The following is a 23,641-nucleotide window of genomic DNA, read 5'->3' as shown; positions in this document are numbered from 1 at the left end:
GCCTAATAGTTATAGTGCCATTCGGGGTGCTCTAGCATTTAAATTCGCAATCCGTATCAAATTTCTTCACATCCCGTTACAAGACTCTGTCTTGACCCTGCGGTCCGGTTTCCACTATGCTGCATTGCAAGCAATTGGCCAGCCCGGCTGTCGGCAGCGAAAGTTACGTGCGAGGTTAGTCGACTGATGACCGGGTGGCATGCTGCACACACCGTTGGTGCCGTGATTGTGGCGGTGCCTGTCTTCCCGAGAGCGACCGAGGGCGTCAGATGTTGCACACCTTCTTCTTCGATTCTGCCGCGAGCCAGCCGCACGGCCCGGCGTTATGGGCCACTGAACGTCTTTACAGCTACGGTGAAATCGAAACCAGGGTACGTCGCGTGTCCGCGGGACTGGCAGCGGTTGCACGGACCGGCGACGCACGCAGGTGTTTGCTGTTTGGGCATCGCAGCGCGGCCGCCTACGTTGGCGTGCTGGGAATTCTCGATACCGGTATGGCCTATGTGCCGCTCAGCCCGAAGATGCCAGCGATGCGGATCGCGGCCATCATCGAGCAGTCCGGCGCGCCGTTGATGCTGGTCGATCGTCGTTGCGCCGGGATGCTCGATGAAGTGCTGTCCCTGCTTGACGAACGCCCACGGATCTTCCAGCTCGACGAAGATGTGGATGATCCCCATCTGCCCTCCGTTGTCACCCATCTGCCGCCGCTGCCCGCTGCGCCGTATGTGCAACGCCAGGGCTCCATGCGCGACGTCGCTTACATACTTTTTACCTCCGGCTCGACGGGGGTGCCGAAGGGCGTACCGATCACGCATGCGAACGCCGATGCTTATGTGAAAGTCCAGTTGCAACTGGACGACAACGTGCGCGATGCACGCTATATCCAGTTCTGCGAACTAGGCTTTGATCCGTCTGTGCACGACATGTTCGTCTGCTGGGCGAACGGCGGCTGCCTGTACGTGCCTGACACCGTCGATCCTGTCTATAACTCAGACTTCGTCAAGCGTCACGAGATTACACACTGGAATAGCGTACCTTCCGTGGCCGGCTTCATGCAGCAGATGCGCAAGCTGACGCCGGGTGCATTCCCGAGTCTTCGAGTCTCGATGTTCGGCGGCGAGCCACTATCTCGCTCGCTGGCGTTAGCGTGGGCGCGCGCCGCGCCGAACAGCCGGATCTTGCATATGTACGGGCCGACCGAAGCGACCATCGCCTGCACATGCTTCGAGGTCAGCGCCGGATTCCTCGAGGATCCGCAGCACAGCGTCATGCCGCTCGGCTGGGCGCTCCCGAGCGTGGAGCTGATGATTGTCGATGCCGAACTCGAACCTGTCGCCGCGGAGCAGACGGGCGAGTTGCTGATCGCAGGTCCGCAGCTAGCCGGCGGCTATCTGTCGCCTGACGAAGCCGGCAATAGCAGGTTCATCGCGAAGACCTATCACGGCCGGCGCGAGCGACGCTGGTATCGAACCCGCGACGCCGCGCGCGCCACCACGCAACACGGAATCGTGTTTCAGGGACGTCTCGATACGCAGGTCAAGATTCGCGGCAACCGGATCGAGCTGGAAGAGGTCGAACATGTCGTGCAAGCGTGCAGCCAAGCTGCGCTGTGCGCGGTGATCCCATGGCCGCTCGATGAAGCCGGGCAAGCCATCGGCCTCGTCGCCTTCGTGACGAACGCCCGGGTCGAGACCGCGCTGGTTCTGCGGGCGTGCCGGCAGCGCTTGCCCGTCCATGCGGTGCCGCAACGGATCGTTGTCATCGACGCGTTTCCGCTTAACGTAAACGGCAAAATCGACAGAATGGCGCTCGCAAGACAGTGCGCACACGGCATGGTTGCCGCCTGAGGTTTGTGCCAGATCCAAGCAACGAATAGCCAGCCATCGCCGCGCATGAGTGCGTTGATGGCATGCCTGAAAAGCAGGCGTTATAGGGGAGCAAATGAAAGTCGCTTTGCGCCGCATTCTTGCGGAAACCGCATGCCTCGAGGTGCCGGTCGAAACCTTGAGCGATACCGACAACCTTTACGCCGCTGGTCTGTCCTCGCTCGGCACGTTTCGTGTGATGCTGGCCGTTGAAGACGCGTTGGGCATAGAGATACCGGGAGAGTTGATTACGTTTGACCTGTTTCGAAGTATCGATTCGCTCGCGAGCGCGCTCGCACCGCTCGTAAGGGACGACTGGACGACGCACCGGCCGTGTGCGACTGCGCGGCGACAGGCATGACAGCGAAGGCTGCAATGAGGCCAGTCACCTTTGGTGGCTGTTACGGGTCGCTGCACCTGCCGGCGGGCGACGGGGCCACGACGGGCATGGTGCTGTGCAGCCCGTTCGGCTACGACGCGCTATGCGTGCACCGCGGCTGGCGCGACTTTGCAGAAGGGTTGACGGTGGCCGGCGGTATCCCCGTTCTGCGCTTCGACTATCCGGGAGCGGGGGATTCGGAGGGCAACGAGGAAGATCCGCAGCGCTTTCGCGCATGGATCGACAGCATCAAGGCTGCGACACAGTATCTGCGGACGGCTACCGGTGTGACGCGCGTGATCCTGTGTGGCTTACGTCTGGGAGCAACGTTGGCAGTCATGGCGGCCGAAGAACTGGGCGACACCGATAGCCTGATTTTGATGGCGCCCGTCATAGCTGGCAAGCGTTATATCCGGGAGCTGAACATGCAGCATCAGAGCTGGCTCAAGACCCCAAGCGGCCGCGCAGCGGTGCAAGCGGATGACGACGGGCGAGCCGTGGGCGCATTCGGATTCCAGCTGTATGCCGACACGCTCGAGCAACTCGCTGCCGTTGACCTCGTACAGCGCGAGCGGCCCGCCGCGCGCCGTGTGCTGCTGCATGATGCCTGCGACAGCGCTCCCATGCGCCAGTTGATAGAGCGTTATCGTGGTCATGGTGCGAGCGCAGACGTGCAGATCTTTCCCGAGTACGACAAGTTCCTGGTCGACCCACGGTTTAGCGTGCCGCCGCAACGGGCCTTCGACAGCGTGCTCGAGTGGCTCGGCTTTCGGTCCGGCACGCCGACGACGCCTGCGGTGGAGATACTTCCGCCAGCCGCCGATGCGCGGATCGATTTTGCGGCAGGTCACGAGACGCCTGTCGTGTTCGGCGGCGGGCGCTATGTCGGCGTGCTCTGCCAGCCGCGCTGCGCGCAAGAGCGGACCCCCGCTGTGCTGCTCGTCAACACGGCCGGCGCTCATCGCGTCGGCGACGGACGGCTTGCCGTACTGATGGCGCGACGGCTTGCGGGGCAAGGCATCGCCTCGTTACGCATGGACCTTGGCGGCCTTGGCGATAGTCTGCATCACGAAGATTCGCCGACGCTCGAAGCCGTGTACGCGCGTCATTCGGTCACAGACGCGACGGCGGGAGTGGAATGGCTGATTGCGGCCGGACACCCGGGGGTTGTCACGTTCGGCGTCTGCACGGGCGCATACGTCAGCATTCATACGGCGTTAGCGCATCCTCGCGTGGTGGGCTGCATGTCGGTCAACTTGCCGTTTTTCTTTTGGGGCGGCCCGCAAACGAAGCCGGGCGCTCACCATATCGAATCCAGTCAGGTGTACTGGCGTTCGATCCGCAACCCCCATAAGTGGCTCCGGCTGCTGAGCGGCCGGGCGAATGGGCGAGCGATCGCCGTGGAGCTGGGACGCCGCTGGTACATGCGCTTGACTTCGCTCGCCGGCAGTCCGTTCGAAGGCAGGTTGGGCGTCAACACGTCGACGGGTGCTATCCGCCAACTCTTGATGGACCTCGAGCGCAAGGGCGTGCGAACGTCGCTGGTGTACGGCTCGCTCGATGCGGGGCTCGATGAACTGGCGATCCGTTTTCGACCGAACGGTAGCGAACTTGAAAAGCTGACGAACGTTACGGCAAAGATACTGGAGAAAGTGGATCACTCGTTGTTCTCGCGCACAGCGCGTGAAATTGTGATGGCGCAATTCGAGGAATTTTTGCACGAGAAGACTTTCGATACCGGGTGCGCCGACGTCCTGGACGGTACAGTTTTACACATGAGTTCGCTGCGGCGGATGTGGATCCAGACCGGCCCGCGCAAAGCTGTCCGATGACGGCGCAGTTCCGCCCCTGCGTCGAAGACGCGCAGCAATAAGTGACACGCGCCGGGCGACACGCAAGACTGGACGCCCATTGCCGTCGTCACGCTCAATCCGGAGCGCGATTCCGTCGTCAGCGGCGTCGCAAAATGCAAACAAACAGCCCCTGGCTGCGTGACTGAGGCGACAAGCGTCTTGACACACGCCGCGTGCACATCGTGCATTGCTTCTTTTCAACGAATCGACGGCTTAGATCATGGCGACTGATATTGAAGAATGCGGACCTCTCCTTTCGATGTTTGATTTGGAAATCAAGAAAATAGAGCGGTCGGCATGCTTGTCGACAGACATCGAATCCGTGCCCGACGAATTCACCCGGAGGGTATTTGAATCGGGCCTCGACTGGCTTGCGGGCTTTATCATGAGGCCTCATGCTGAACTGGGCCGTCGTGGCGCCGTCTGCCCTTTTGCCAAGCCAGTTCATGACGAAGGATCATTGGTTTTCTGTGCCTGGGATGTAAAAGAACTACCATTCGAAATTTTCCTCCCGGTATTGAACAGGCTGCCTGCTCTTTATCATCGGCTGTCTTCCGGCACGCCCGGAAAATCGCGGCTCTTTTCGATATGCATATTCTTGAATGGCCTGAAAGAAGAGCTATATTCGAAATATATAGACGAGGCACATTCGATGTCGAAGCCCGTTTTTATGAAGGCAGGATTGATGATCGGTGAATTTCACCCTTTAAGCATGACGAAAGGGGTTCATTCACAAACATTCCGGCCGATGCGTAGTAGCCGGCCAGTTTTTGTTGTGCGAGCTATAACGCCTCATGATGCGATGTTTATTGATCGAGACGATAGTCCAACCGAAGTACGTCTTCGCGAACTATTGGACTATAGGTTATGGGTTGGAGAAGTTCTGCCCGAAGACGACATCCTGAGAATTGAGAAACGGATCGGGGAACTGAGATTAGCGATAGCAAGGCGAAGTTGGTCACGGTAGCTGGATGCGCCGCTAGCAGGCCCAATGCGTTCCCGAAGCCGGCGTCGCCCGCAGGTATTCAAGCAGATGAACCGCCTATCTGCTTTGATCGCGCAATGGCATGACCCTTGGGTCCATCGACTTAAGTCGAAGGCCCCGCTCGAAGCAATGGGATGGGCGCTCCCGTCTGTGAAGTGGTTGACACGTAACTCCACCTTGGCACGCTGATGCCGTTTCGGGTGGGGGCAAGACGGGCACGACTCAGGACAACACGGATAGCTGGTTCATCCTGATGCATCCGCAACTGGTCGCGGGCGCGTGGGTGGGTTTCGACGATGGGCGTGTGACACTTGGCGACGACTATTGGGGCGAGGGTGCGCACAGCGCCTTACCGATGGTGGGCGCGTTCTACGACATGGCGCTGCGCGCGAGGGTCATTGATCCGGATGCGCGGTTCGGACCCGAGACCTGGCCACCCCGCACGGTCCATGCGCGACGGCATCGACACTTCCTCTTCTGGAGCTTCTGATGTCGTCGCTGGCGGACGCGACATTCGCATTCGCCGGTGCCGCCGACGCAGCATCTCAATCCGAGGCGGCCGGTAGTAGCCCGCTGACCGATTTCTCGAACCGGATCGCTCGACAGAGGCATCATCACGCTCAGCCAGGCCTACTGGCTTATTGGAATGCTGGTGAAATAGGCGTTTTTGCTAATCAGATAATGAACCTGCTTCAGGTCGGGTAGCCAGTTTGGCGCTATGGCCGGGAAGAACAGCCGTAGCAGCGGGGGCGTCGGTGACGCCAGGTCGTTTGCTCGGAAGCGGCCATTGCGGAAAGGCGGCCTCCTGGTCGCCAGCCTTTGCCGTCTGCAGCAGACTCGACCGCGAAGGCACAAAGCCGCTAGTCGTGTTGACGATGTCATGTCAAAAATTGATCAATATAATTATGTAAAATGAGCAGGAATCCGAAGTTTATCGAGAACCGAATCAAGAATGCAACTACCCCTGCGGCAAGTGCTCCGACCGAATAGTAATCTGTTAAAGCTTGCCGATACGTCGATTACGGGATCGGCGAATGGTCCGTTCCCGTCAGAAAAACCCTCAGCTGCCGCTCCGCTTCGAATACTTCGTGAAGAGGAGCCCTTGCGAGCTGGGCGTCATACAGCGTCAGCAGCGCTTCAAAGTCGCAGATTACCTCCGACGCGAGCCGCCACTCTCCCGTCTCATGAGCGTGCGCCAGGGTGATCTCGGCCGCGGATTCGGCGATCTTGAACTGCTCCACCGGTTGGTTGCCATAACCAGCGCGCTGCAGATACCAGCTCAGGTACACCGCGCGTATAAGTTCATTGACCAGATGGCTGTTGCAATGTCCGTCGCGGCATGCGACCAGCGCAAGATGACAGGACAGCGACCGTTCACTGGCGGAGGCGAGATCCATCGGCAATAGAAGTGCTTTCGTCAGCGGCCTGCGGGCTCGGCTGGGGGACCTGTTTCGCTTGGAAGGCATTTTTTCGACATTGCGACGCCGGGAATCGATTGATTATAGCGAAGCCATATCAGAGATACGGCCGCGACGACAATCAAGGGCCGAGCTCGACCCGCTACAGCCGATCGAACCGTTCGAACCGCTGATCGCTTTCGAGTAACGAACAGTCCTTCTTCGAGCTTTGGGTTGGCCGGATCGCATCTAAAAGCCACTCGGCGGACATCAATATTTCAGACCGACTCCGATGAATTGCCCTACGTAATGATTTCCTAACAGACACAGCACGTCCTTTCGGGGGACAGCTAACGTGCACACCAGATTACACATCACGAGAGTTCGACCATAGGAAGCTTTTCAGCTCATAAACTTCCTTGCGAGGCAACGCCGGCCCTTAAAAGGCCGGCGCACTTCATAGGATCAATTCGAACCGGCGTACTTCAGAGTCCAGCTGAACGTACGATCACTTCCCGCGTTGAGTGCGAAGGGGCGCGTCGTACAGGCAAAGTTCGAATGCAGCTGCCCGATCGGAGTGGTCGACAACGGATTGGTTACCCCGGCCGCCATTTCGAAGTTAGACAGGACGCAACCGTCAAAACCCGTCGTGCCATAGCTGGTCGCATTACTATTGGCGTACTTAACCGAGAAACCATCGCTATTCATGGTGTTCTGGAAATCCGCAAAGGACGTGAAGTCCGTCTCGACCGCGATGGCGCCGGTCAACGTCCCAGAACTCAGCGTATCGGTTCGCGTCAGTGTGCCTTGACCAAACGTTAGAACCGTGTGGACTTGCAAGTCGATATCCGTGGCATAGGTTGCATTCTTAACGGCCTGCCGGAACTTGGTCGTGTCGAAAGAGACGACCACCTGCCCGTTGTTTTCCTGAACACTCAGGTTCTTATAATACGTGACCGGAATGTAGGTTTTCCCATTATAGGAAACTTGCGGAATCAGCAACGCATAGCCCAGATCCGTTGTGCCATAAATCAGGTTGTCGGAGAACGGCGTCGGGTAATAGGGCGTGTACGAATTGTAGTCGGGTGCCTGGCTCAGATTCAGATTGATGACCCGCTTGCCGTCGCGCACGGTGATGAGCGCGGCGCTATATGGATGCGCGGTATCGGTGGGCAAGTTGTACCAGGTGAGCGTGTAATGCGGCTTTGTATTCAGCCACGCTTGCAGGTCGGAATCGGACATCGGCGCTTTGCCGTTGAAACCGAGCTTGTCCCACCACGCGTTCACATACATGTACTGGTGCAGCAGGCTGAAGTTCTCGCCCATCACGCGGGGCTTGCCGCGATACGCGTCGGTGCCGCGGCCCTTGACCCACATGTTCACTGACGGAGTCGGCAAGGTCGGGTCGTACCAGAACGTGTCGAAACGATAGGCCGCCTTGTAGATGAACGAATAGGCCACCTCCATCTCCTGAGCGGACAGTACGCCAGCATTTGCCGCAGCAGTCAGGATTTCCATAAAGGCTGAGTCTCCGTACGGCCCGATGGACCTGCCATAGTTGAAACCCTGGCCGTCTGCGTTGAGCTGCGGAAGAATGAGATCGACTGACTTGCGCAGATAGGATTTCAATTCGGGCGTGAGATTGGCCTCATTGCCCATTTCGAACGTTCGCTCAACGACTTCGCCAATTAGCAACGTGCTGTACCGATCGAAGCGCGCCTGATCATAATAGGTCGTATGGGTGCTCGAGGCCTCGTCGGAAAAGCCGCCGGACGAGTCCTTTCTAATGTGATTCGTGAGCGTGTACAGCAGCGCGTCGCGCGCGCCCATCGATGCCACAGCCGGGTCGGTGGCGGAGAAGAAAGTCGGATTGCTCCATCCGAGTTTCTGTCTCAGCCCTGCGATACCGTAAGAGACGGCATAGTAATTCTGCGCCGTATTGAGCGATGCAACGTCGACCGGCACACCTGTGGCGGGGCACGTGTTCTTCGTGCCGCTCGCATCCGCGCCGAACATGTCGCAGAAGGTCAGGCGATTTTGCAGCGTAGCCAGCATTGCGTCACTGAAGACTTCGTTGAGCATGCCGTGCGCTTTGAAATTATTGAGCGCAACGAGGTAGTAGTACTCGCCCCAGGATGTATTTGCGTACGTGTAGTTGGCGCCGCTCGTCTGCGCCATCATGGCGGTCGTTATTTTCTGATACGTCGCGAGGTAATCCGCGTATTTCGGATCCCCTTTCGCTTTCATATCGATCAGTATGTACGACAGGCCGAGCGCCAGTTTGCCAGGCAGAAATTTATCGCCCGTATTGGTATCGAGCACATGGACCGGGCTGCCGTCGCCCAGATCCATCACCACTTGTGTGAAATCAGGCGCTTTCTTGATGAGATCAAAGAGCGCTCTCATCTGCCCCATCATGGTTGTGGACACGCCTGCTCCTGACGGGACGCTCGTATCCGTCGCTCCATAAACTATTCCGTGAAGAGACACGGTGGACGCAGAAGAAACTGGATTTTTCGGACCATCATCCAAGCCGCCTCCGCAGGCACTGACGAGAAGGAACGTCAGTGTACTGGCCGCAAAAATAACGGATGATTTTCTTGACGAATGCATTTTTGTCTCCTGATTGTAAGTGGATCGATGCTGAAACTAGCAACTTCACAAGCGTGTCCGGCTGTTCGTTAGGCACGGCTCGACGGAAGCCAGTAAAAACCCTACGAAAAATCCGCTCGCCGTCGTTTCAATCTGTTCGCGCCGACACGACCGACCCGTGCCCCGCCAGTCCGCCTGATCTCCGCGCCGTCTCGATCTGCCGAGGCCGCTGCGCATGGGAACGAAAACGATTAACCAGACTTCGTGGCTAGATGGTCCCACCACCGGATCACAGTGCGCAAGACTAGGTAAACTAAGGACTAGACAGGGAGTAACAAAACTTCTATTCTAGAAAAACGTTTTCCTAACTGGGCGCGCTCGTGACGTAACACACCTGCTGCGGCGCGCGTAGCGACCCTCGGCGCTCCCCGCCCTCAATGACACATAGCGCGACGCGACGAGCGCCGCCGCGCAACGGAGACTCACATGCAAACCGCCGTCATCAGACCCGCCCGCACCGCCGCCAGCCGTTACCGCTGGACGGTCTGCGCGCTGCTTTTCTTCGCCACCGTAATCAACTACATGGACCGTCAGATTCTCGGTCTGCTCGCGCCAGTGCTGCAGCACGACATTGGCTGGACCCAGGTGCAGTACGGCCGCATCGTGATCGCCTTCTCGGCGTTCTACGCGGTCGGCCTTCTGTGCTTCGGCCGGATCGTCGACTGGCTGGGCACGCGCATTTCATACGCGCTTGCAATGCTGATCTGGAGCGCGGCTGCGGTGTTGCATGCGGCGGTCGGCTCGGTGGCCGGCTTTGCCATAGTGCGTGCGCTGCTCGGCATCGGCGAGGGCGGTAACTTCCCGGCCGCCATCAAGACGACGGCAGAATGGTTCCCGCGGCGCGAGCGTGCGCTTGCGACCGGCATCTTCAACTCTGGCGCGAATATCGGCGCAGTGTTCGCGCCCGCAATCATCCCGCCGCTTGCGCTGGCGTTCGGCTGGCGTGCGGCGTTCGTGATCATCGGGGCGGTGGGCCTCGTCTGGCTGGCCGTATGGCTCGCTCTCTACCGGTCCGCAGACACGAGTTCGGTGGAGGGCGGACAGGACGAGGTCGAGGCGCTCGATGCCGTCAACGTGAACGCCCGCGCGCCGGGCTGGGGCGCGTTGATCAGAAAGCGCGAGACGTGGGCGTTCCTGATCGGCAAGTTCCTGACTGACCCGGTGTGGTGGTTCTATCTGTTCTGGCTACCGAAGTGGCTTAACGAGTCGCGCGGCATGGACATGCAGCACATCGGCCTGCCGCTCGTCTGCATCTATGCGATGACGACCGTCGGCAGCATCGGCGGCGGCTGGCTCTCTTCGGCGCTCTTGCGTTCCGGATGGAGCGTGAACGCCGCGCGCAAGACAGCGATGCTGATCTGCGCGTGCTGCGTGCTGCCGATCGCGTTCGTCTCACAAGTCGATAATCTTTGGGGTGCCGTCGCGATCGTCGGACTGGCCGCAGCCGCACATCAAGGCTGGTCCGCGAATCTTTTCACCACGGCGTCCGATCTCTTTCCGAAGCGCGCGCTGGGCGCGGTTGTGGGGATCGGCGGGATGGCGGGCTCGATCGGCGCGGTGCTGTTCTCGGAAGTGATCGGACAGGTCCTGCAACGCACGGGCCACTACTGGGTACTGTTCGCGATCGGCGCGCTCGCCTATCTCGTCGCGCTTGCCGTCATGCAGATGCTGACGCCGCGCATGACGCCCGCGAAGCTCGACGCGTGAAAGCACGAGGCGCGTCAGCCGCGGGCCGCTGTCGACTCACGGACGATGAGCCTCGGCTCGAACGTCGAATGCCCAGCCTCCGCATGGCCCGCGAGCGCGTCGATGAGCTTTTGCATCGCGAGCTCGCCCATCTTCTCGCTCTGAATATCGACGGTCGTGAGCGCAGGCGCTGCGTACTCGCCATACGGGACGTTGTCGACGCCAGTCACCGAGAGCTCCTGCGGCACCCTGATGCCGAGCGACGCCGCCTCTTTCATGAAGCCGAGCGCGATCAGGTCGTTGTAGCAGATCACCGCCTGCGGCCTGCGCGGACCGAGCATCACGCGCGAGCACGCGTCCTCGCCTGCATGCGCCGTCGGCGCGTGAGCGTCGTACACGTCGAGCGTGAGGCCGGCTTCCTCCAGACACTCGCGCGCGCCGCGAATGCGCTCGTCGTTGATGCGTGCCTTCCCAAAACCGAGGTAGGCGATGTGACGATGCCCGAGGTTGAGCAGATGCCGCGCGAGCATGTAGGTTGCGAGCCGGTTGTCGATGCCGACGCTCGGGATCTGCAGCACATCGCTACGTCTCAACAGCACGACTGGCTTGCCGAGATCAAGCAACCACTGCGCGTCATTGTCGGGCATCCGCGAACTGACGATCAGGCCGTCGACCCGCTGCGCGAGCGCTTCGATCAGCGGGCGCTCACGCGCCTGGTTTTCGTCGGTGTCGACGAGCAGCAGCGTGTAGTCGTGCCGCAGCGCGACGCGGTTGGCGCCTTTCACGACGTTCGTGAAGTGCGGATTGCTGATGTCAAGAATGGTCAGCCCAATGGTGCGGGAGCGGCCGGTGATCATCGATCGCGCAAGCGGATTCGAGCGGTAGCCGAGTTCCTCGATCGCAGCCTTCAGGCGCGCCTCGACCGGTGCGGAGAAGCGCTGCGCACCGTTCATGTACTTCGACACCGTGGCGACCGACACGCCGGCAGCTGCAGCGACGTCGCGAATAGTTGGGGAAAGTTTTTTCATGCAAAAGGTAACGTTTTCTCTTCTGTTTACCGATTGTCGCAGAAAGCGCGGTCAGGCGGGCGAATGCCATTTGGCGTAATCGCCGTCTGATAGCCGCGTACCCGGCAATTGATGCTGAATCTCCTCCGTCGCGCTCGTTTAGAAAACGTTTTCCACCAGTCATTTTCCAGGAGTTTTTTATGAACCAAACAGTCGTACCGTCGTTCAAGCCGTTCCGGCGCCTGCTTCTTACCGGCGCCGCCGGCAACCTGGGCCGCCAGCTGCGCGGCGCGCTCGCCAATTGGGCCGATGTCGTGCGCGTGAGCGACATCGCGAAGCTCGGCGAACCTGCGCCGCACGAGGAAACGAGCGTCGTCGATCTGGCGGACCGGCCGGCGGTGATGCAACTTGTCGAGGGCGTCGACGCGATCGTGCATCTCGGCGGTATCTCCGTCGACGCCCCGTTCGAGGATCTGCTCGGAGCGAACATTGCCGGCACATACAACGTGTATGAGGCAGCGCGCAAGCACGGCGTGAAGCGCGTCGTGTTCGCGAGCTCCAATCATGCGATCGGTTTTCATCCGGTCACCCAAGTGCTCGACGCCGACGCGCCGCAGCGCCCGGACAGTCTCTACGGCGTGACGAAGTGCTTCGGCGAGGCGCTTTCGCGCTATTACTACGATCGTTTCGGCATCGAGACGGTGTGCCTGCGAATCGGCTCGTCGTTCGAAGAGCCGAAGAACCCGCGCATGCTCGTCACGTATCTGAGCTATCGCGACTTTATTGAACTGGTGCGCTGCTCGTTGTTCACGCATTGCGTCGGGCACGTGGTCGTGTACGGCGCGTCGAACAATCCGGTCAAGTGGTGGGACAACACGAAAGCCAGCTTCCTCGGGTTCAACCCGCGCGACAGCGCTGCGCAGTTCGCGGAACGTTTCCCCGCGACCGCACCGAGCGACTCGCGCGACGATCCCGCACAACGCTTCCAGGGCGGCCCATTCGTGCTTGGCCAGCCAATGGAGCCGAAGCAGTGAAGCAGCGCTCGCCCGTACTTGACGAGCTTGATACAGAAATCAGGTTACCGCGCGTAAAGGGAGCCAGTATGGATTCATCCGATCGGTCGCGGCGACGACGCGGGTACAAGGACGCATCGGCCGCAAGGTGCGGATGAAGCTCGGGGATTGAAGCGAGTCGGAAACCGCAATGGCTGCTTTAGCACCTGTGAACCGACGTTCGACAATTCGATACGAATGTCGCTTCATGGCCGAGAAGGGGCGCTCGACTACCTTGGTAGCGGACGTTCGCCAAGGCACTGATTCGTGGTTCTGCCAACGACCGCTTCGGCCGAACAATAGCTACGAGTCACCGATCCTCACGCATTTCCCTCGCGCGTCAGGCGCTACGGGGCAAAGCGGATCGTGATGGGGCCGCGACAACGCGAGCCGTCGAGCATGCAGGCGTCGCTCGCGTCACAACTCGCGCATGCGCTGGACAGCGGGCACGCGTGTCTCGCGAAATGCGGCGATCACGGCAATCACAACCGACAGCGCCGCCACGCCGACCAGGAAAGCCAGAAAGAACCAGGGCACGCTGAGCCGTTCGGGCGGAGGATCGAACACACCGGTCAGCAGCTTGACCAGCATCCACGCCAGCGCAAACCCCGTCAGCGTTCCGATGGTCGCCCCGCCGTATAGGAGCACGAGCGCCTCGCTCCACAAAAACGCACCAAGCTGACGCGGCCTGGCACCGAGCGCGGACAGGATCGCGAACGTGCGCCGCCGGTCGGCGAAACCCAGTGCAATGATGAGTCCCGTTGCGCCCGCGACCATGAGCGCTGCCGCACCCAGTTCGAGTTGCGTCAGGCCGCGCAAATCGACGGCCGTCAGGCTTGAAGTGATCACGTGCTCGGCCTGCCCGATGTCGCTGACCTTGGCTGCGCCGAGCGGCGCAACTGCCGCGCGCGCTGCTGCTGCAACCTGCCCCGGCGGCACGGTTGTCTTCAGCAAAACGATTTCCGCCGCGCTCGTGCCGGTTTGCTGCGCGATGTAGCTGGCGTTCGCGACGAGGAACGAGTCACGCGGCGCAGTTGGGAATTCGCGCACGACGCCAACAAAACGAAACGGCACCACGTGATATTGATGGTCGCTTGCGTTCTGAAGGCGAAGGTTGATCTCGTCGCCTGGGTGCAATTGATAGTCGTTCGCGGTCTCCTCGGACACGAGGATGCCGTTCGGATGTTGCGCCAGCGCGTCGAGCGATCTTTGTGCATTGCCGCCTTCAAAATAAGCGTCGGCCATGCGCGTCGCTTGTCCGATGTGGCGGGCGTCGACGCCATACAGGTCTTGCAGGTCCGTGCCGACGTAAGCGAAACGGTGTTGCATCGGCTGGGCCGCGCTGACTCCACGCAACGCAGCAAGGTCCTTGAATCTCGCTGACGCGGGCGCCTGGGAAGTCCCAGTCACCGTCACGTCCGCGCCATTCGTGAGTTCCGCGTCCACGCGCGCCTGCGCGTTGTAGGTTGCGTCGAACACAGCCGTGGAGGTCGCAAACGCAAACGCCAAGGCGACGAGCGCGATGCCCTGCGTCATTCGATAGCGTTGCCGGCTCATCGCTGCAGCGGCCACGCCGGCTAGCGAATTCGTCAGCGGACGAAGGCAACGGGTAAGCGCGTCGCGGCCGCGCAGCAATCCCGCGAGGCACAGCCTGATGGTCAGCAGGCCACATCCTGCCCAGGCCAGTACGGGCGCCAGAAAGGCGACGTAATCGATTGACGATGACGGCGTGCCCTCGGGAGCCAACACAACCTGATACCCTGTGCTCCATGTCCGCCAGAAGATGATGGCCGACAGTGCGAGAAGAACGAGATCGAAGTAGACCCTCTGCCAGAGGCGCGGACGTGCGGAACTCGTCATCCGGCGCGCGCTCGCGACGGACGTCGTACCTGCATCTATCCAGGCTGTCACGAGAATCACCGCATTCGCCAGCACGACACCCGATATGGCCGCGCAGGCGATCCAGCCCATCGACGAAGCCCCGAAATAGCCGGCACCGAGAAACAAACGCGACAACAAGGCGGCAAGGACCAACCCAGCAAGCGCCCCCCCGACGCCAACGCACATCGCCTCGACTGCCACCAGCTTCATGATCTGGGCGCGCGACGCGCCACGGATTCGCAGCAGCGCCTGATCTCGCCGCCGCCGTCCCGAACCTGATGCAACGACGGCAATCGTCAGGAATGCGCCGAGGAGCGCGCCGGGTGTGCCCAGAAACAGAAGCAGGACCTTTGCGTACAGCGCGTCGCTGCGCACGCCGTCGAGCCGCGCAGCAAGATTGTCCGCCACGAGCGCACTGCCCGCCACGCGCGTCTCGAGGTTTTTCGCAGCGCCCTGCACCTGTGCAAAGGCGGCTTCAGGATCGCTCGGAAGACCGTCATGCGCGAGTCCGACGTGAAGCTGAGTGTGCGCCGAAGCCTGTCTCGCCGCGGCCTCTCCGTCGAACAGGCGGTGCCACGCGTCCATCGGAAGCAGAAGCACATTGTCAGGAGGCGCTTGCGGCGCTGCGCGAGGCGCGACGCCGATCGCCTGAAACATCGCATCGGCATTCGGCAGATCGACGATGCCGGCGATCCGCACATCGGCCGCAGCCATGCCTGGATGACGGATGCTCACCGTATCGCCGATGGTCACATGCAGATTCGCAGCCGTCTGCTGCGCAATCAGAACGCCATCCAGCGTACCCAGCAGCAGCCGGAACTGCCCCGGAAAGTCCCGAAAGTACGAGCGATCAAGACCGAGCACCTGGCCTTTTCCGGTCGTTTGTACGGTTTCTCCTGTTGTAGCTTCGAAGCCATCGACGTCGGCATAACCGACAGCTTGCTGTCTTGTGACGCGCGCAGCCTTTTCGACGGCTGCTGCGGCCTGCGGGACCGAAAGCGCGCCAGTCGTCGCGGGCCCCAGTTGCACCTGCCAGTCGACCGGCAGACTCGCGGTGGCGCGCTGTGTCATCGAAGCGGTACTCTGCGCGATGAAAGCGCCGAGCGATGCGACTAGCGCGACCGTCAACGCGACACCAGCCGCCATGCCCGCGAGCCGGCCCCGGCGTTCGCTGATGAGTCCCGCGAACCATAGGCCGATCATGTTCGTCTCGCTGCCGTTTCGGCATCCGCGAGCATGCCACGCTCGATGCGCCAGACCGCATCCATCCGCATTGCAACGGCCGAATCATGCGTGGCGATGACGAGCGCCGTTGGCGTGCCTGCGAGATGCGCGATGAGCGCGTCGAGCAACGCCTGAGCGGCGGCCTGATCGAGCTGGCCCGTAGGCTCGTCGGCGAGAATGACGAGCGGTCGTCCGACTACCGCGCGCGCCATCGCAACGCGCTGCATCTGCCCGCCCGAAAGCTCCTCCGGCAATTTCTGCGCAAGCGCCTCGAGACCGAATGTGGCAAGCGCAGCGGCCACGGCTCGTTCGACACTGCCGGCACCATCGCCGGAATCTGCCGCGTCGGCCATCAGGAGCGGCAATGCCACGTTTTCGTTCACCGTCAACGGCTCAAGAAGGCTTGGCGTCTGGAACACAAGCGAGATTTTTGCGGGTAAGAGCGTATCCGGGGAGCCAAGCGCGGGCCAATCGATCACGCCACTCGTCGGCTTATCGAGCGCTGCCATCAGGTGCAGCAAGGTTGTCTTGCCGCTCCCCGAACGGCCCACCAGCGCGATGCGATCGCCGCGATTGAGGACGAAGCTGGCCGAGACGAGCGCCACAATCTCGGACTCGCCGTGCCGGTAGATACGGCTGAGCGATTGGGCTTCGATGAGTGCGTCACGCATGGACGAGCCTTCCATCGCGAATCACGAGGACGCGGTCAGCGCGCGCGGCCAAAGCGTCGCTGTGTGTCGCGATCAGCGCCATGGTTCTGTTGCCGTGACATCGCTCGATCAGATGACTCAGGATCACGGTTTCAGTGGCCGCATCGACTTCGGCGGTCGGCTCGTCCGCAAGGAGCACCATAGGCTCGGCCGAGAGCGCCACGGCCAGCCCGGCGCGCGCCGCTTCGCCGCCGGATAGCTGCGACGGATACGCGCGGCGCCGCCCGGCCAGGCCTGTCACCCCAAGCAGCGTGTCAAGTTTGTCTCGATCCTTCCTGCCAGCCAGCGACATCTGCAAGCGCATGTTGCCCTCGACGGTGAGGTGCTCGAACAGGTTTCCCGACTGCATCAGCATGCCGATGTGCCGCGCCCGCAAGGCCGCACGCACCGTTTCGGGTCTGCGCGAGAGGCGCTGACCCATCACATCGACATGGCCGCCGTCCGGTTCCTCGAGTCCCGCAAGACACGCGAGGAGCGTAGATTTGCCGCTGCCAGAGGGCCCGAGCAACGCGACCAGTTCGCCGGCGCACAGTTGCAGTGAGACGCCCCTGAGCGCGGCGGTCTCGTCGTCACCGCGGTGGTAGAAGCGGTAGAGTTCGAACGCTTCGAATCGAGGCAAATCAGCGCCATTGGAACGAATTAGACATGAGGTTCCATTGATCGGCATTGTCGGCTCCAAGCGGCGCGGAGAGGTCGAGCGTGGCCAGCCTGCCACCGCTATAGATCAAATAGCGGTGGTTCTCAAGATGAAGTCGTTTGTTCGTGACCGGGTTCGGTTCCGAATTCGAAGTGTAGGTAATCAGCACGGCCGGCCCGCTGCGCAGCGATACGTTTGTGATTGCACCGATCTTATGACCGGTCCTGGCGAGTTCGGCGGATTCGTGCGCGGTAACCGACGATACTGTGGGCGCGGTCAAGGCGGGCGCCACGCTGATCTCGACGATGTTGTACTTATCGGCAAACCTCGCGCCGTCGCGGCGCTCCTTGCGCGCCCAGCCTTCGGGAACCTGGAGCGAAAAACCTGCTGGGGATCGGTAGGTGACAAAGACCTGGGTGTCCGGAATGTCGCCCGGCGGGTTCTTTTCGGGCGTGGCAGCCTGCTCGGTTGCAGCTAACACACTCTGGGCGGCTTGCAGCGCGCAGGGCAAGGCGGCGAAAGCCAGCGCAATGGCCGAATTCCGCAGTAAACGCTGGCAGCTCGGATTCAATGTCAAGGTCTCCCTCCTTCACATTCGCGCGGCGTCAGGGGCGTTGGCCATGCGCGATGCGCTGGAATGTGGCTCGCGGCGCGCTGCGGGCCGTTGGCGCACGGCTCCTGTCGAATTATTCCGATCGGGCAATCGCTGTCTTTGAGTCATGCTCAAGTAAGGCACCCAATCAAGGATCAATACGAGGCAAACCCGCGAGGTACCCATCCTGCGCCCGTCAACCTCCGTTGGACATCCGATGCGATAGCAGGTCGCATGGCTGACGCGCCGAGCGACCGGGTAAGCACATATCTAATTCAGAATGCACGGATCGCATTGGAACAGGCAACGGCGACCGGCGCTTAGCGCCCCAGAGATTTAGAAGAGATGGCCATAGGCCTGTTCCTGTAAGAAACGCTGGTTCGCAAGGATTGAAAGCTCAAACGATAGTCCGCGAACCTTAGGAAACGCTTAGCGCCTTGCTTCTGTGACATGCGCCCCCAGCCCGTCCGGGTTCGGAAGTTCGTCGTGGGGCCGAATGCGGCCAGTGGACTAAACCGCTCGCGCTGGCGCGCGGTCATTGAATCGGCTGATTGGCATTCAAATGCGGTCGGACCTTTTGTAATAAAGGCAAGGCGTGTCCCGGAGGATCGGGCGGCGACCTCCAGTCGCCGCCCGTTGTGCTTACGGCAACGCGATCTGGCGGGTGTATTCGGCCGTAACGTTGGGAGCGGTGGCTATGCCGAATAGCGGGTACACGGTCTTGAGTCCGCTAGCAGCCAAGCCCATGTAATCGCCGAGGAAATGGCCACGTGCCACCGGAGCGTTCAGTATGTTGAACGAGGCTGTGGTCAGTCGCTGCTCATTGCCCCAGTTGCCAGGGCTCGTGCACCCGGAAGTGCAGAAGACCGCGAAATAGTCGGTGCCCTCGCCGCCGGCGGGTGTGTTCGTGTCGTTACGAAAGTCGTAGTAGGTCACCACGACGGTCTTGCCGTCCCCCGACGCGACCACCGCCGGGATGAAAGCCTGCTGTCGGCACGCGTTCGTGGCATTGGCCGGGGTCTTGTTGATCATCACTGGCAATGACCAGGTTTTCCCGAAGTCATCCGACTCGCTGAAAGCGATCCCGTCGATCGGGATTGTTCCAGTGGGCGTAGTGCACATGGCTGTCACAAAGCGATCGTCCTGCCAGGCGAGATAGATCGCCCCCGTGACCGGGTTCACAGCGACACTGTAGAGAATGGCCGCGTCGCGTAACGGCTGGCCGGTGTCCGGGGAGACTACTCCGACCACCTGAATGTCGCTGGCGAATACGGGCCCCGACCAGCTCCCGCCCTTATCCGGGGACTTGATATAGCCGATGTTGAGACTCCCCGGCTTCACGACATTGATCGCGGTGAAGAAATCGACCAGGGTTCCATCGGGCAAGACCCGCACGTTGTTGTCGATCGTCTGTTTGTTCGTGCCCGGCTGGTAGATCGGGGTGGCCGTGCTCCAGGTCATGCCGTTGTCGAGGGATCGCGAGAAAAAGCTTGGGCCGGTAAAGTTGAACTTGAAGAACGGCGCACCGCCCTTGCACGGCGGCTTCGTGAAGGGCTCACACACCGAAGATGCGCCCGCAGTCGAATTAAGCAATTTGCGCGCGATTTCGACACCTTCGTTTTCCGCGAGCAACTGGGCGCCGTCCTTGGTTGGCGGGAAAACGCTCAGCTGGTCCCACACCGCATAGACGTTACCGTTCGCGGTCGGATCGGCAGTGAGCGAGTTCTTGTCATTGAGCACGTGCGGCGAAGTGTTACGGATCAGCGTAACCGGAGCTTGCCACGTTGTGCCGTGGTCGACGGAGCGGCTGACCAGCATCCCGCTATTGCGTGCGCCAAACGCAGTCGTCGGCTGCATGGGGTCCACCACCAGCGACATGAAGAAGGCCGTTCCATCTTGCGCAAAGTCTACCCATGGATCAGAGGCGCGACGGAACTTGCCCCCCGTGCAGTCGGTAACGCCGGACGGGATTGAATTGGTCCAGCTGCCGCCCCCATCCGTGGAGACGACGCCGACGAGCCCGCGCGAGCCACCGTCGTCCCAGCGGTCCTGCTGGTGCCCGACGAGCAGGCGAGCCGTGCTGATGTTGGTCGTGGTCGGATCGGCCGCCAACCATGGCTCGATCGACGTGGATGGAAAAAGGATGCTCCCGAATGCGGACTCCTGGGCGTGCACCTGGTCGGCAGTGCATCCGATGAATGGATCGCCCGCGGCCACCTGGACGAGCGAACCAAGCGTTTGCGCCTGGGCGCCTGGGCCGATCGCGCAAGCGAGCGCGATGACGCCGCTGCCTGCGAGACTCTGGGAAATAGAACGGGATAGGCGTCTGGAAATGGATTTCATTCTTGTTCCTCGCGAAAAGAATAAAACGCCCTGGTACAGCCGGCCGTACATCACCGGCACCATGACTCTCGCACTGTGATCGGTCGATCCATGTGCGAAAACGACTGGCCCCACCATAAAACCACCAGTCCGTGGCGCCCGCCGAGAGATACGTCTACAGAAACACACTAGGTCGCGACAGCCGCATTTGTGTGAAAGATTCGTTACAGATGCCGGTTCATCACGCGGCATCCGCCCCTCTATTGCCGTGGTATAGGGCTTGCAGGAGTGCGACCAGACCATGTATGCGCTTGCAGAAACACGGTGCCCATGCAAGGGCAATGCCGCTCAATATGAAGGATTCCTTTATATGTGGATCAACAGGCGTGTCGGACACGCTGTCGGACGCATGGCGGCTCTTGCGTTATTGGGATTCACTTGCCACGCTGCGCAGGCAGGCGGAATCGATCATGACCCGGCCGTTTCAAGGCGACTTCGCAGAGTGATTACGCAGTTCGCTGCGTCATACCGTACTTTTCTACCGCGAGTGGCCGCTGGACTTCTTGGTCAGAAAATCGGTGGGAGAAAATGAGTTCGCACAAGCGGGGATTATTGTGAGCTACTGACAGTTTTCGACCCAGACGAACAACACCGGGAAATGTGAGACCGTACACCGCGCCCGCGGCCGCGTACTGCAGGAAAGCGCGCGAGAGCGCCGCAGCAGGCGTCAACGAGGGGCCTGTTGCGTCACGACCCAAGTCATCGCACAGCCGGTGGTTCCGCGTCGGTGGGGACGCCGGCCAGGTACCGGAACAGTGCCAGCGCCCGGTTCGCCGTAGAGGCCTCGTGCCCGCTCGCAATGAAACTGCTGGCTTGCCGGTCGATGCGCGCGAGAATATACAGGCCCCATACGTCGTTCGTCTGGCGCTGTGCGAACACCACCGTCTGCAGCGCAGCCGGCTGAAACAGTGTCAGTCCGAAAGCACGGACCGGCGACACATTTTCCTCGGCCAGCGCCATCCGCTGCGGGCTGTGCTCCAGCACCCGCATCCGGTACACCAGGGGGCCGGAGCGGCTGTCGCGCACCCAGAAGTACAAGGTTCGACCGGCTTGCAGTTCAGACGGACGGAAATCACCCCGCCGGTCCCCGCCCTCGGCGGGTCCGGACAGCGCGGCGGCATCCAGGAACAAGGGACGCCACGTCTTGTCGGTTGTGGACCAGTAGCGCATGCTGCGCAGGGTGGAGACCGCCCCGGCACGTGCCAACAGCGTCTCGGGACCGCCAGCGACGTGGACCAGCCCTGCGACCGCGACGACAACCCGGGAGCGGGACGCGGCAGGCCATCCGGTACACGAGGACGGCCGCCACACACTCGCATCGAGCTCCTCGGCGCCCAGGATCGCCATTGCTGGTTGCACGCCCAGCGACGCGTAGGCCGGCACCGGCGGTGTCCCGCACGGCGGCGTTGGCAACGGGGTTGCCACGGCGAAGCCGGCGGCAGCCGCCAGCGGCGCGCAGCGGGCGGCTGCCTTCAGGCAATACGAACCGCGAGGACGCGCAACGTTCATCTGGGCTTGCCTCCCAGCAGCGGCTCGGTCAGGAACTTGACGAATCGATGCGGCTCCGATGTTGAAATACCTCAGCGCGACGTAGCGGCGCATCAAGGGGCGAAAGATCCCAAAGCCTACATCCGAGATCGCCCCGGCAAGTCGTTCGTTCGCCGGCATCCCTTTGACGTTCAGGTCCTCGATAACCACCGCTGGGTTCTCGCGGCAGAGCCGAGTCGTGAGCTTGTGCATGAAATCCGCTCTGACGTGCGCGACGCGTGGGCAGCCTTGCCAAGGATACAGCTGTCTTCATCTATTGACGACGGCGAAAACGATTCCTCGCTCGCCTGTCTGCAGTGGTCGAACGTGACGCCTCGTTGCGGGTCGACAGGCCTTGTAAAGCGGACAGGAAGCTATAGTGCCTTCTCCCGCCCACAAGATAAAGTTGAAGTTTCTTATCGTGTGCATTAGCGATCGCGCATGGATCGGTGTGAAAGCAGCAGCATTGCCTTGTCACCCTTGATGGACAGATCGTTCCCAAGTGCATTTACTATGCTATGCCAAGTATCGTCAACGTGATGTAATCGATAATCAAAAAGTACGTTCTGGAAATACCATCCTTGCACTAATCGCTCAACGCCTTTAACCACGCGGGTTTCGACGCCCGATCATCACTGCGGATTCGCTACAACCCGGCTCCCCTCTCCATCCCGTACGCGGTATCGGCTAGAGTTCCACCTGTGAAGCAGGTCCTATTGGAGAAGACATGCGCGACAACCTGATTCCCGTCATCGTGGGCCGGAAATGGCAAATTGCTAAGGGGTACCATGCCGTTGAACTTCGAACAATGTCCAAATCGGCGCTTCCGCCGTTTAACGATGGGTCGTGGGTCACTCTCTTTCTGAATAGCGCTGGCGACAAGCAAAGAATTTATCCTTTGCTCGGTGTTTCGTCCCTGTCCGATGGTTACGTGGTAGGCATGAGACAAGACGGTGATGGCAGAACGGATAGTCTGCTAACCAGGTTTCCGTTGAATGAACGAGACGAAGTGTATGTCGGCACCCCCAAAAGCCCGCCGACAATTTTGGACGATCGTGCGCGATCTATCCTTTTTGCTGGCGGAATAGGCGCAGCATCGATCGCGGGAATCGCGAAGCGGCTTGCATCGGCGGGTCAAAGGTTCGAGGTGCACAACTTCGCCCGATCGGCCGACCGCGCAGTTCTTCGAGAAGAATTTGACGCGCTTCGAAGTCACGGTGAGGTCTATCACCATTTCGGCCTGTCCGATGATCTATTCGCGCAGAAGAGTTCCCACGCAATGAGTCCAACTCATGCCAACACACAGATTTACTGCAGCGGCCCCCCTGCTTTCATGGATCTCATAGAGCGCCAAGCCCGCGAATGGGTGTATGCGGCGAACGTTCATAAAATCGCCCTTGGCGACCAAAAGGCATGGTCGGCGGGAGTGTGACGGCACGGCAACTGAGGCGCGCTTTCCGCAGTTGATGCACAATCGCTCGTCGGTCCCGCCCGCTCACGCCTATCTGGGGCTGTGGAATACTCGTGAGCCACTTGGACAGTTCTAGAACCGTGGGTTGACGTCATGCGCATCTGACCGGTGGCGACCTTGGATTCAACCGGTCGACGCAATACATTGATAAAACCGTTCGGCCGGTGTCTGGAAGTTTAGTGTTTTTCTTGGTCGCTCGTTGAGTCGCCTGGCGACCGCATTAAGTTTCGACTGCGAATACGTCGAAATATCCATTCCCTTTGGAAAGTACTGTCTTAGCAGCCCATTGGTGTTTTCGTTCGATCCGCGCTGCCATGGCGCATGAGGATCGCAAAAATAGA

The 23,641-nt window shown here is 60.7% G+C and carries 18 protein-coding genes and 1 pseudogene; 9 read left to right on the top strand and 10 right to left on the bottom strand.

Annotation, left to right across the window (positions count from 1 at the left end; genetic code table 11):
- Positions 1-269 precede the first annotated feature (269 nt).
- The 6 genes and pseudogenes from FSO04_RS37475 to FSO04_RS37450 all read left to right on the top strand — a co-directional run bounded on the left by FSO04_RS37475 (position 270) and on the right by FSO04_RS37450 (position 5,787).
- Positions 270-1,847 carry an amino acid adenylation domain-containing protein gene (locus tag FSO04_RS37475; protein WP_154566520.1) on the top strand — a complete coding sequence of 526 codons (1,578 nt, stop codon included), beginning with the start codon at positions 270-272 and terminating at the stop codon, positions 1,845-1,847.
- Positions 1,848-1,941: 94 nt separating this feature from the next.
- Positions 1,942-2,226 carry an acyl carrier protein gene (locus FSO04_RS37470; protein ID WP_154566519.1) on the top strand — a complete coding sequence of 95 codons (285 nt, stop codon included), beginning with the start codon at positions 1,942-1,944 and terminating at the stop codon, positions 2,224-2,226.
- Positions 2,227-2,240: 14 nt separating this feature from the next.
- The gene (locus FSO04_RS37465) at positions 2,241-4,076 is read left to right on the top strand and encodes a serine aminopeptidase domain-containing protein (protein ID WP_199203093.1); all 1,836 of its coding nucleotides are present in this window, start codon (positions 2,241-2,243) and stop codon (positions 4,074-4,076) included.
- A 241-nt stretch (positions 4,077-4,317) separates the two neighbouring features.
- Complete coding sequence (locus tag FSO04_RS37460) at positions 4,318-5,064, top strand: DUF6875 domain-containing protein (RefSeq protein ID WP_154566517.1); 747 nt, start codon at positions 4,318-4,320, stop codon at positions 5,062-5,064.
- 223 nt (positions 5,065-5,287) lie between these two features.
- Positions 5,288-5,572: pseudogene (locus FSO04_RS37455) on the top strand (penicillin-binding protein); the annotation flags it as partial.
- Positions 5,572-5,787 (top strand): hypothetical protein, encoded by a 216-nt coding sequence (locus FSO04_RS37450; protein WP_154566516.1) that lies wholly within the window; start codon positions 5,572-5,574, stop codon positions 5,785-5,787. The pseudogene FSO04_RS37455 and the gene FSO04_RS37450, both read left to right, overlap by 1 nt.
- A gap of 314 nt (positions 5,788-6,101) precedes the next feature.
- Here FSO04_RS37450 and FSO04_RS37445 read toward each other — a convergent pair whose 3' ends face one another.
- Positions 6,102-6,479 carry a hypothetical protein gene (locus tag FSO04_RS37445; protein WP_154566515.1) on the bottom strand — a complete coding sequence of 126 codons (378 nt, stop codon included), beginning with the start codon at positions 6,477-6,479 and terminating at the stop codon, positions 6,102-6,104.
- A 465-nt stretch (positions 6,480-6,944) separates the two neighbouring features.
- Positions 6,945-9,092, bottom strand: coding sequence for a hypothetical protein (locus tag FSO04_RS37440; protein WP_154566514.1), 2,148 nt, complete (start codon positions 9,090-9,092; stop codon positions 6,945-6,947).
- Between the two features lie 465 nt (positions 9,093-9,557).
- Here FSO04_RS37440 and FSO04_RS37435 point away from each other — a divergent pair, with 465 nt between their 5' ends.
- Positions 9,558-10,838: an MFS transporter gene (locus tag FSO04_RS37435; RefSeq protein ID WP_154566513.1), complete on the top strand. Its 1,281-nt coding sequence runs from the start codon at positions 9,558-9,560 to the stop codon at positions 10,836-10,838.
- A 14-nt stretch (positions 10,839-10,852) separates the two neighbouring features.
- On the opposite strand, the gene FSO04_RS37430 is transcribed toward FSO04_RS37435, so the two are convergent.
- Entirely contained in the window at positions 10,853-11,845 is a 993-nt protein-coding gene (locus tag FSO04_RS37430; RefSeq protein WP_093647241.1) for a LacI family DNA-binding transcriptional regulator, read from the bottom strand.
- 179 nt (positions 11,846-12,024) lie between these two features.
- On the opposite strand from FSO04_RS37430, the gene FSO04_RS37425 reads away from it, so the two are divergent.
- Positions 12,025-12,858, top strand: a complete 834-nt coding sequence (locus tag FSO04_RS37425; protein ID WP_154566512.1) for an NAD-dependent epimerase/dehydratase family protein — start codon at positions 12,025-12,027, stop codon at positions 12,856-12,858.
- Positions 12,859-13,293: 435 nt separating this feature from the next.
- Here the strand turns inward: FSO04_RS37425 and FSO04_RS37420 are convergent, their stop codons facing one another.
- The 6 genes from FSO04_RS37420 to FSO04_RS47900 all read right to left on the bottom strand — a co-directional run bounded on the left by FSO04_RS37420 (position 13,294) and on the right by FSO04_RS47900 (position 22,042).
- The gene (locus FSO04_RS37420; RefSeq protein ID WP_154566511.1) at positions 13,294-15,960 is read right to left on the bottom strand and encodes an ABC transporter permease; all 2,667 of its coding nucleotides are present in this window, start codon (positions 15,958-15,960) and stop codon (positions 13,294-13,296) included.
- Positions 15,957-16,652: an ABC transporter ATP-binding protein gene (locus tag FSO04_RS37415; RefSeq protein WP_154566510.1), complete on the bottom strand. Its 696-nt coding sequence runs from the start codon at positions 16,650-16,652 to the stop codon at positions 15,957-15,959. The genes FSO04_RS37420 and FSO04_RS37415 overlap by 4 nt, the downstream gene beginning before the upstream one ends.
- Complete coding sequence (locus tag FSO04_RS37410) at positions 16,645-17,310, bottom strand: ABC transporter ATP-binding protein (protein ID WP_154566509.1); 666 nt, start codon at positions 17,308-17,310, stop codon at positions 16,645-16,647. Before FSO04_RS37410 ends, FSO04_RS37415 begins: the two co-directional genes overlap by 8 nt.
- A 1-nt stretch (position 17,311) precedes the next feature.
- Positions 17,312-17,905, bottom strand: a complete 594-nt coding sequence (locus FSO04_RS37405; protein ID WP_154566508.1) for a hypothetical protein — start codon at positions 17,903-17,905, stop codon at positions 17,312-17,314.
- Between the two features lie 657 nt (positions 17,906-18,562).
- On the bottom strand, positions 18,563-20,263 hold the full coding sequence (locus FSO04_RS37400) for a sialidase family protein (RefSeq protein ID WP_154566507.1): 1,701 nt from the start codon (positions 20,261-20,263) through the stop codon (positions 18,563-18,565).
- A 738-nt stretch (positions 20,264-21,001) separates the two neighbouring features.
- A complete protein-coding gene (locus FSO04_RS47900) occupies positions 21,002-22,042 on the bottom strand; it encodes a transposase (RefSeq protein ID WP_233465135.1) in 1,041 nt (346 codons plus the stop codon).
- 514 nt (positions 22,043-22,556) lie between these two features.
- Between FSO04_RS47900 and FSO04_RS37390 the strand changes: the two genes are divergently transcribed.
- On the top strand, positions 22,557-23,261 hold the full coding sequence (locus tag FSO04_RS37390; RefSeq protein ID WP_154566506.1) for a ferredoxin reductase domain-containing protein: 705 nt from the start codon (positions 22,557-22,559) through the stop codon (positions 23,259-23,261).
- Positions 23,262-23,423: 162 nt separating this feature from the next.
- On the opposite strand, the gene FSO04_RS37385 is transcribed toward FSO04_RS37390, so the two are convergent.
- On the bottom strand, positions 23,424-23,641 hold a 218-nt coding region (locus tag FSO04_RS37385; RefSeq protein WP_154566505.1), incomplete at its 5' end, for an IS30 family transposase.

This window comes from Paraburkholderia madseniana (assembly GCF_009690905.1).
Lineage (GTDB): Bacteria > Pseudomonadota > Gammaproteobacteria > Burkholderiales > Burkholderiaceae > Paraburkholderia > Paraburkholderia madseniana.
This window is presented reverse-complemented; position numbering and strand designations above follow the sequence as displayed.

Excerpts from the sequence above, each read along its gene's own strand:
- FSO04_RS37475 (WP_154566520.1), top strand. The coding sequence starts at position 270 with ATGTTGCACACCTTCTTCTTCGATTCTGCCGCGAGCCAGCCGCACGGC.
- FSO04_RS37470 (WP_154566519.1), top strand. The coding sequence starts at position 1,942 with ATGAAAGTCGCTTTGCGCCGCATTCTTGCGGAAACCGCATGCCTCGAG.
- FSO04_RS37465 (WP_199203093.1), top strand. The coding sequence starts at position 2,241 with ATGAGGCCAGTCACCTTTGGTGGCTGTTACGGGTCGCTGCACCTGCCG.
- FSO04_RS37460 (WP_154566517.1), top strand. The coding sequence starts at position 4,318 with ATGGCGACTGATATTGAAGAATGCGGACCTCTCCTTTCGATGTTTGAT.
- FSO04_RS37450 (WP_154566516.1), top strand. The coding sequence starts at position 5,572 with ATGTCGTCGCTGGCGGACGCGACATTCGCATTCGCCGGTGCCGCCGAC.
- FSO04_RS37445 (WP_154566515.1), bottom strand. The coding sequence starts at position 6,479 with ATGGATCTCGCCTCCGCCAGTGAACGGTCGCTGTCCTGTCATCTTGCG.
- FSO04_RS37440 (WP_154566514.1), bottom strand. The coding sequence starts at position 9,092 with ATGCATTCGTCAAGAAAATCATCCGTTATTTTTGCGGCCAGTACACTG.
- FSO04_RS37435 (WP_154566513.1), top strand. The coding sequence starts at position 9,558 with ATGCAAACCGCCGTCATCAGACCCGCCCGCACCGCCGCCAGCCGTTAC.
- FSO04_RS37430 (WP_093647241.1), bottom strand. The coding sequence starts at position 11,845 with ATGAAAAAACTTTCCCCAACTATTCGCGACGTCGCTGCAGCTGCCGGC.
- FSO04_RS37425 (WP_154566512.1), top strand. The coding sequence starts at position 12,025 with ATGAACCAAACAGTCGTACCGTCGTTCAAGCCGTTCCGGCGCCTGCTT.
- FSO04_RS37420 (WP_154566511.1), bottom strand. The coding sequence starts at position 15,960 with ATGATCGGCCTATGGTTCGCGGGACTCATCAGCGAACGCCGGGGCCGG.
- FSO04_RS37415 (WP_154566510.1), bottom strand. The coding sequence starts at position 16,652 with ATGCGTGACGCACTCATCGAAGCCCAATCGCTCAGCCGTATCTACCGG.
- FSO04_RS37400 (WP_154566507.1), bottom strand. The coding sequence starts at position 20,263 with ATGAAATCCATTTCCAGACGCCTATCCCGTTCTATTTCCCAGAGTCTC.
- FSO04_RS47900 (WP_233465135.1), bottom strand. The coding sequence starts at position 22,042 with ATGCACAAGCTCACGACTCGGCTCTGCCGCGAGAACCCAGCGGTGGTT.
- FSO04_RS37390 (WP_154566506.1), top strand. The coding sequence starts at position 22,557 with ATGCGCGACAACCTGATTCCCGTCATCGTGGGCCGGAAATGGCAAATT.